7 protein-coding genes are annotated in these 7,075 nt (G+C 57.0%); 2 read left to right on the top strand and 5 right to left on the bottom strand.

Translation table 11 applies throughout. The annotated features are described in order from the left end of the window. Window positions 1–262: 262 nt before the first annotated feature. Genes AC6I6H_RS15450 through AC6I6H_RS15430 form a run of 5 tightly spaced genes read right to left on the bottom strand, consistent with a single transcriptional unit; the run spans window position 263 to window position 3,854 of the window. A complete protein-coding gene (locus AC6I6H_RS15450) occupies window positions 263–1,039 on the bottom strand; it encodes a hypothetical protein (RefSeq protein ID WP_497954827.1) in 777 nt (258 codons plus the stop codon). After that, window positions 1,033–1,734: an ABC transporter ATP-binding protein gene (locus AC6I6H_RS15445; RefSeq protein ID WP_497954826.1), complete on the bottom strand. Its 702-nt coding sequence runs from the start codon at window positions 1,732–1,734 to the stop codon at window positions 1,033–1,035. The genes AC6I6H_RS15450 and AC6I6H_RS15445 overlap by 7 nt, the downstream gene beginning before the upstream one ends. Before the next feature lie 10 nt (window positions 1,735–1,744). Continuing rightward, entirely contained in the window at window positions 1,745–2,119 is a 375-nt protein-coding gene (locus AC6I6H_RS15440; protein ID WP_497954825.1) for a GntR family transcriptional regulator, read from the bottom strand. 39 nt (window positions 2,120–2,158) lie between these two features. Continuing rightward, window positions 2,159–2,911, bottom strand: coding sequence for a DUF2705 family protein (locus AC6I6H_RS15435; protein WP_497954824.1), 753 nt, complete (start codon window positions 2,909–2,911; stop codon window positions 2,159–2,161). After that, the gene (locus tag AC6I6H_RS15430) at window positions 2,904–3,854 is read right to left on the bottom strand and encodes an ABC transporter ATP-binding protein (protein WP_497954822.1); all 951 of its coding nucleotides are present in this window, start codon (window positions 3,852–3,854) and stop codon (window positions 2,904–2,906) included. The genes AC6I6H_RS15435 and AC6I6H_RS15430 overlap by 8 nt, the downstream gene beginning before the upstream one ends. A gap of 243 nt (window positions 3,855–4,097) precedes the next feature. Between AC6I6H_RS15430 and AC6I6H_RS15425 the strand changes: the two genes are divergently transcribed. Both AC6I6H_RS15425 and AC6I6H_RS15420 read left to right on the top strand, forming a co-directional pair. Further along, window positions 4,098–5,681 (top strand): methyl-accepting chemotaxis protein, encoded by a 1,584-nt coding sequence (locus AC6I6H_RS15425; protein ID WP_497954821.1) that lies wholly within the window; start codon window positions 4,098–4,100, stop codon window positions 5,679–5,681. Between the two features lie 64 nt (window positions 5,682–5,745). Then, entirely contained in the window at window positions 5,746–6,183 is a 438-nt protein-coding gene (locus AC6I6H_RS15420; RefSeq protein ID WP_497954820.1) for a chemotaxis protein CheW, read from the top strand. Window positions 6,184–7,075 lie beyond the last annotated feature (892 nt).

The raw sequence follows: 7,075 nt of genomic DNA, 5'->3' as shown, positions 1-7,075 counted from the left end.
AGCCCCGCCCGTGCCCGGCCGCAGCGGGCCATGCTCGCCCCACCGGGCTGTGCCCGGTCAGCCTCGCCTATGGCCCGCGGCCCCGCCTGTGGCCCGGCCGCACCGGGCCATAGGCGGCTCCGTTCCCGGCTGGCCTCTTGCAGGGGAAGCGAACAGCGCCGGCCCGCACAAAAAAACCGCCCTGACCGAGGCGGTTTTTCTGCCAAACACGGATTATCCGATAATGCGTTTCATCGTCAAAAGGGACCGGCAGAAGCCGGCCCTACAGCTCCACTTTGCGGCTAACCAGCCAAACGATGGCCGACACGAAAAGCGCTGCGACGGCAAGCTCCAGCAGGGCGAGCGGCCAGAAATCGGCCCAAAGCGCCCGGGCAAGACCGTTGGCGGCGTTCACGCCGGATACCGGATCGGTGTTGTCGGAAATGATGGACCCGAAGGATAGATGGGTGCCGAACAAAAGCTGCTCCAGGTAGGAAAAGAGGAAGTGGAGCAGGAAGAAGACGGCGACTCCGACCAGCTGCCGCCCCTTGAACCGCAAGCTTTCCGCGACGGCGATGGACAAAAACACGCTGAGCAGCACGATCGCGATGGTCCAAAGGGCCATCAGCGCGATAAGGGCCGCGTCTCCCGCTTGCAGCACCACCGGAGGCGAAGAGATGCCCTCCATCCAGCGCTGCAGCGGAAGGGTCAGGCCCGCCAGCTCGTAATACGCGTAATGGAGGAGAGCGAGAACGGCCAGGCCCAGCATGCACAGAAGGCCAAGCACCAAGGAAGACAGGACCGCGAACACCGGATGCACGGGAATCAGCCTGCGGTTGTAAGAGGTGACGTTGCCCTTAAACGACTTGCAGGCCAGGAAAAGCAGGACAAACGCGATGCCCATATAGACCAAAAGGGATAAAATGAAACGGGCGTCAAGCGCCCAGTTCCAGCTGCTTCCCGACAGCTCGATGCCGGCCAGCACGAGCAGCGTCACGATCAAGGTGCCCAGCAGGACAATTTTGTTCCGCTTCAGATCATACTTCAGCAGCTTCAGCATTCGGCGTACACCTCTTTGAACAATTGATCCACGCTTTTGCCGCGTGCCAGCCGGATGGTTTCCACATCCTCCTGCAGCATGACCTTGCCGTCCTTGATCATAACGACCTCGTCGAAGATTTTTTCAATGTCCGCAACCAGGTGGGTGGAGATCAGCATGCTGCTGTCTTCCTCGTAAAATTCAACCATCGCGTTAAAAATGTTGTCCCGCGCCACCGGATCGACTCCGGCGATAGGCTCGTCCAGCAGGTACAAGGAGCTTTTGCGGGAGAGCGCCAGCGTCAGCTGAAGCCGGTCGTTCATTCCTTTGGACAGGGTTCCGACTTTGTCTTTGCGGCGCAGCTTCATAAAATCAAGCATCCGGGCGGATTTCAGCTCGCAGAAATCGGCGTAAAAGTCGCGGTAAAAGTCCAGCGCGTCGCCCACCGTCATCCAGGCTTCCGTCACGGGACGGTCCGGCATAAACGACACGGACGCCTTGGTCCGGGCTCCGGCCGGCACGCCGCCGATTCGGACCTGCCCGGCGGAGGGAGACATGATCCCGGCGGCAAGCTTCATCAGGGTTGTTTTGCCGCTGCCGTTGCTCCCGAGCAGGCCGATGATTTTGCCGGGCCCGAGCGAGAGCGAAACCCCGTTTAAAGCGGTCCGCTGCCCGTACCTTTTTACCACGTTATCAAAAACGAGCAGGTTCTCCATGACGCACCCCCTACTTCCGTTCCTCTTTTGAGACCGATTCGGCCACTACGGCCACAATGTCCCGGTTTTCGAACCCCAATTCCCGCATGCCGGTAATAAAACGGTCGATCAGCTCGGCCGCCATTTCTTTTTTGATCGCCATGATTTTCTGATCCTCGCTTGTGACGTACCGGCCGAGACCCCGCCGGGTGTCGACAATTTCTTCCCGCTCCAGCTCCTGAAACGTCCGCTGGACGGTATTCGGGTTGATCTGCAGCTCGGCCGCAAGCTCCCGGACGGACGGAATCTTGTCCCCGGGACTCAGCCGGCCTGTGACAATTTGAAGCTTGATGTAATTCATGATCTGCAAATAGATCGGCAGATTATTGTCGAATTCAATGGTCACGCCCACCCCCGCTCCTTTCCGGAGACCACGCCCGGCCAATCAAGCGACATCGCGCTTTTTGAATACAGTATAACCCGCCAGCAGGAAGGCTGCCCAGTACCCGAACAGAACCGCCGCCGAAAACCAGGGGCTCATGCCGGGGATCGGAGCCGCTCCGTTTGCGTACACGGCCAGATCGGCATTCGGGAACAGCACATATTTAAAAAAGGGCTTCTGGATAACCAGGCCGCTGAACATGGTCGAAGCGATGACAATGCCGATGGTCGCCCCGGTGGAACGGGTGAGAATGCCGAGGGCAAAGGCCAGCGTGGCATAGATCAGGCAGTAGACAAAGCTGTAGCCCATGTATTCGAAAAGGGCGCCCCAGTCGGAGCCCGCGGCGGAAAAGCCGAACGCCACGCCGCCGGTCGCAAAGAGGGCGGCCGCCGCTACGACGACCATAAGCGCTACATACAGCATAACCGCGATGTACTTGGAGGCCAGGATTTCGCCCCGGCTGCGGGCGCGGACCAGCAGGAATTTAATCGTGCCCCGGCCGTACTCCTGCGAAACAATGCCTGCGGTGCCGACGATGCAGAGAATGACGAGGAACTGCCCCAGGCCGCTCCCGTTCTGAAGAGAGGCGGCCGCGAACTGCAAACCGTTCTCCAGCGAGGCTCCCGTGCCGAACCTTTTCAGGATGTAGCCAAGAAGAACCGCCATGCCGACCGCGATGGCAAAAGGGATGGGGAAGCTTCTCTTTTTGCACAGCTTCAGCCATTCGTTCCAGATCAACCGGGTTAAATTACGCAATTTGGTTTCCTCCCGTCCATTTCAGGAACTCGTCTTCCAGCGATTCTTTGTTGTCCGCCACCCGGTAAATGCGGATGCCGGCGGCGCTCAGAGCCGCGATGAGCTCCGGAACCGTTTCCTCGGGCGCCTGGCACAGCAGCTCGCCGGACTCTTCGTGAACCGCTCCGACCGACACGCCCGCGGTTCCGGCCAAAAGCCCGGCCGCCTCCGCCGGCCGGTCCAGCCGCATGCGCAGGCCGACGGCATCCCCGCCTTCGGCTTCTTCTCCGATGGGGCGTTCCGTCACCAGCTTGCCGTTCTGGATGACCACGACCCGGCTGCACATCAGCTCCACCTCGGACAACAAGTGGCTGGAGACGAGAATCGAGATATTTTCGGAGGCGGAGATCGATTTCAGGTATTCCCGCATCTCCCGGATACCGGCCGGGTCCAGCCCGTTGGTCGGCTCGTCGAGAATGAGCAGGGAGGGCCGGTCAAGAAGCGCCTGCGCGATGCCGAGCCGCTGGCGCATGCCCAGCGAGTAGGCTTTGACCTTCTTGTGCAGCGCATCCTGGAGGCCGACAAGCCGGACCACCTGCTCGATGCGGGCGTCGTCCACCCGGTCGGTCATGCGGGCGTACTGCTTGAGGTTGTCGTAGCCCGTCAGATAAGGATAAAATTCGGGATTTTCAATAATGGCGCCGATGGATTGAATCGCCTTCTTGAAGTCCTTGCGGATGCTGTGGCCGTTCACGACGGCATCGCCTTCGCTCATTCCGATCAGACCGGTGATCATGCGGATGGTGGTCGTTTTGCCCGCTCCGTTCGGGCCGAGGAGGCCGACAATCTCGCCGGGCCCGATTTCAAACGAAAGCGAATCGACGATGCGTTTCCGCCCAATGATTTTGGTTACGCCGCTCAGGCGCAGAATGGCCGCGCCTTTTGCGGCTTTGGCTGATTTCATGCGTGTATCCCTCCATGAATCATTGTACTAGTGTTATAGATAAATAGTACACTGATACTCGAGAGATGTAAAGCTTTTTGAAAATAAAAGAAAGATAAGCAATTATTAAGAATCATAATAGGGTTAAAATCACTCTTAAGTAATTGTCGTATTGTGTCGAAATAATAGAATGTCAGTGTGAGAGAAAAGGACCAAAGGTTTAACTAATGTCACGGCCATAGCCGGGGGGGAACACAAAATGAAATGGTATCGGAACTTGAAGACGGCAACAAAGATCATTTCCTCGTTTTGATCATTTCCGTGATCATGGCCGCTTTTGGGGTATATTCGCTTACGGCCCTTAATGCCACCAATCGAAATATGGAGCAGATGTACCAAAACAATCTGCTTTCCGTCAAGGAGCTGGGCGAGGCCAGATATATTTTTCAGCAGCGGAGAGTGGCAACGCGCGATTTGATTCTGGCGTTGACTCCGGAGCAAAACAGTAACGTTGTGGCGAATGTACAGAGTTTACTCGGGCAATTTGAGGAAAGCATAAATGAATACCGTCCTCTCGCCGCGACCGCGGAAGAGCAGGCCCGCCTTGCCGAGCTCGACAAGGAGTGGCCCAACTTCAAACGGCTGATAGATCAGCTGGTGGAAGTGAGCAAAGAAGGAAACCGGGTGGAATACGAGGCCCTTCAGCAGGGGGAGCTCGGAACCTCCAGTGATGTCATCTTCAATAACCTCCAGTCGCTGATCGACATTAACGAAAACCTCGCAGAGGAAACCTACGGCCAATCCTCTAAGGATTACCAGGAATCGTTTGTCATCACGCTGATATTTGTAGCCGGCGCCATTATTCTGAGCTTCGTCATCGGTTATGCCATTGCAAAATCCATCTCTTCGCCGCTGCTCAAAATGGTGTCGCTCGCCAGGAAGGTGGCGGACGGCGATCTTCGCGAGCAGGCGGACGTTTCGAGCAAGGACGAAATCGGCCTGCTGGCCGGAGCGCTGAACCAGATGGTGGAGAACCTGCGTAAGCTGATCGACGGCATTGTGTCCAGCTCGCAAAGCGTAGCCGCCTCCTCCGAGGAAATTTCCGCGAGCACGGAGGAAATCGCCAGCACCAGCAACGGCCAGGCGGGCTCCGCCATGGAAATCACCCAGCTGTTCAAGGAGCTTTCGCACGCCATCAATTCCGTTGCCGTCAGCGCGGAGGAGGCCGCGGAATTGTCCAATGAAACGGTGCGCACCGCCCGCGAAGGCGGGGAGGTTGTCGATCGCTCCCTGAGAAGCATGACAGCCGTCAACGAGCAGATGGTTACCCTGGAGGACGATTCGCGCAAAATCGGGGACATCATCGAAGTCATCGACGATATCGCCGAGCAGACCAACCTGCTGGCCTTGAACGCGGCGATCGAGGCGGCCCGTGCAGGCGAACAGGGCAGAGGGTTTGCGGTCGTAGCGGACGAGGTGCGCAAGCTTGCGGAGCGGAGCGGCGCGGCCACCAAGGAAATTACGTCGATCATCAAGGCCATGCAGGCCAATACCCAGAAGAGCGTTACCGCCGTGGCGGACAGCTTGAGCCAGTCCGAGCGCACCGGAGACGCATTCGAGAAAATTATCGAAATGGTCAACCGTTCGTCGTCCAAGGTGAACGAAATCGCTGCGGCGTGCGAGGAAGAATCGGCACAGGCCGAAGAGGTGATGACCTCCGTTCAGAGCATTTCCGCTTCCAGCGAGCAGTCGGCGGCGGCGGCGGAAGAAACGGCGGCGGCCTGCCAGTCTTTGGCGCAAATGTCCGAGGAGCTGGCCAATTCCGTCGCTTCATTCAAAACGCAATGACCGGACGGAACAGGAACGGGAAAGGGCTCAACTCGCCAGGACGGGAAAAGGAGGTAACGCACGCATGAATTCTCTCCAAACGGAGCAGTTCATCGAGATCGCCATCGGTTCGGAAACCTGCGCCCTTCGGATCGGAGACGTATACGAAATCATCAAAATGATGGCGATTACCGAGGTGCCCTTTTCGGGCGCGGGCATCAAGGGCATCATTAACCTGCGCGGCCAGATCATCACCGTGTTCAGCTTGCGCAATTTAATGGGCATGGCGGAGGAGGCCTATACCAAGGCAAGCCGCATCATTGTCGTGCAGCACGGCGGGGAGCCGGTCGGCCTGGTCGTGGACCGGGTCAACCGGGTGACGACCTATCCCGCCATTCAGCCTCCCTCTCACGGGCTGGAGGAGCATGCCGACGTCTTCCACGGCATCGGCTCCCGCGAAGACAAGCTGGTGGGGATTTTGAAGCTGGAGGCCGTTCTGGCCGTTCCGCCGGGTTTGGTTTAAGCAGCGGAGCGATAGCTTCTTGGGTGCAGGAGCGTGCAGGAGCGTGCAGGAGCGTAACGTTCTTTGAAAGTTCTCGTAAAGATTGTTGCTATTAGCATTTAAAAGGGATATATCAACCATATTACGGTATTATTAGATGAAGATGTAACCTTTATCTACCCTGAAAAAAACGCAGCTTCATAGTCTGTGGTGCCCGCCAGGGCATGGGCGGCTAACGGTTGCCACAGCGCTTATTCGTTCAAAAAAACCCTGTTTCCATTTCTAACGGTTGTGGGAGCGCTTATTTGCCCCAAAAAGACCAAAACGCCCCCTCTCCGAGCCAAATAAGCTCCGTGGCAACCGTTAGATTTTGAAAAGTCTCGTATTAAGCGAAATAAGCTCGCTGGAAACCGTTAGAATTTGTCCGGCCCCCTTCCGGCGCCCATGACCATAGCTTCCGGCGCGTGATGGCCATTGGACCACGGCATAGCCAAAAAATCCATCCCGAAATAACGCAACTTTATAGTCTGTGGTGCCCGCCAGGGCATAGGCGGCTAACGTTTGCCACAGCGCTTATTCGTTCAAAAAAACCCTGTTTCCATTTCTAACGGTTGTGGGAGCGCTTATTTGCCCCAAAAAGACCAAAACGCCCCCTCTCCGAGCCAAATAAGCTCCGTGGCAACCGTTAGATTTTGAAAAGTCTCGTATTAAGCGAAATAAGCTCGCTGGCAACCGTTAGAATTTGTCCGGCCCCCTTCCGGCGCCCATGACCATAGCTTCCGGCGCGTGATGGCCATTGGACCACGGCATAGCCAAAAAATCCATCCCGAAATAACGCAACTTTATAGTCTGTGGTGCCCGCTAGGGTATAGGTGGCTAACTGGCAGTTTGCTTTACAAAGAATAGGAAAGAA

This window comes from Gorillibacterium sp. sgz306347 (genome assembly GCF_059735245.1).
The sequence above is the reverse complement of the archived record's forward strand: the minus strand, read 5'-3'. Positions and strand labels throughout refer to the sequence as shown.